Below are 251 nucleotides of genomic sequence, written 5' to 3'. Positions count from 1 at the left end.
TCAAAATCACTGTGATAGAAGTGGCTCTGCACAGTGATTTTGACGTGTTGGGTGGGCTGTCAAATTAGCTCCGGCAGGTCTTTCGGATCCACGAGGACCTCGATGCTGCGAGGTGTCCTTGGCTGCCAGATCGTTCCAGGGTCAGCACCATTTGGTGAACCGAGGGCGGGCTGACGCGGAAGTATTCCTGCATGTCGGTTTCGGCCGGGGGCCTGCGATGCAGCCGGGTATAGAGGTGGATAAAAGCCAGA

At 56.6% G+C, this 251-nt stretch carries 1 pseudogene; it reads right to left on the bottom strand.

What is annotated here, in order from left to right:
* Positions 1-64: 64 nt before the first annotated feature.
* Positions 65-251: pseudogene (locus tag ACZYOF_RS44925) on the bottom strand (hypothetical protein); the annotation flags it as partial.

It is taken from the genome of Bradyrhizobium sp. LeoA1Lang, assembly GCF_055413685.1.
Note: the sequence above shows the minus strand (reverse complement) of the source record. Positions and strands in the feature narration are given on the sequence as shown.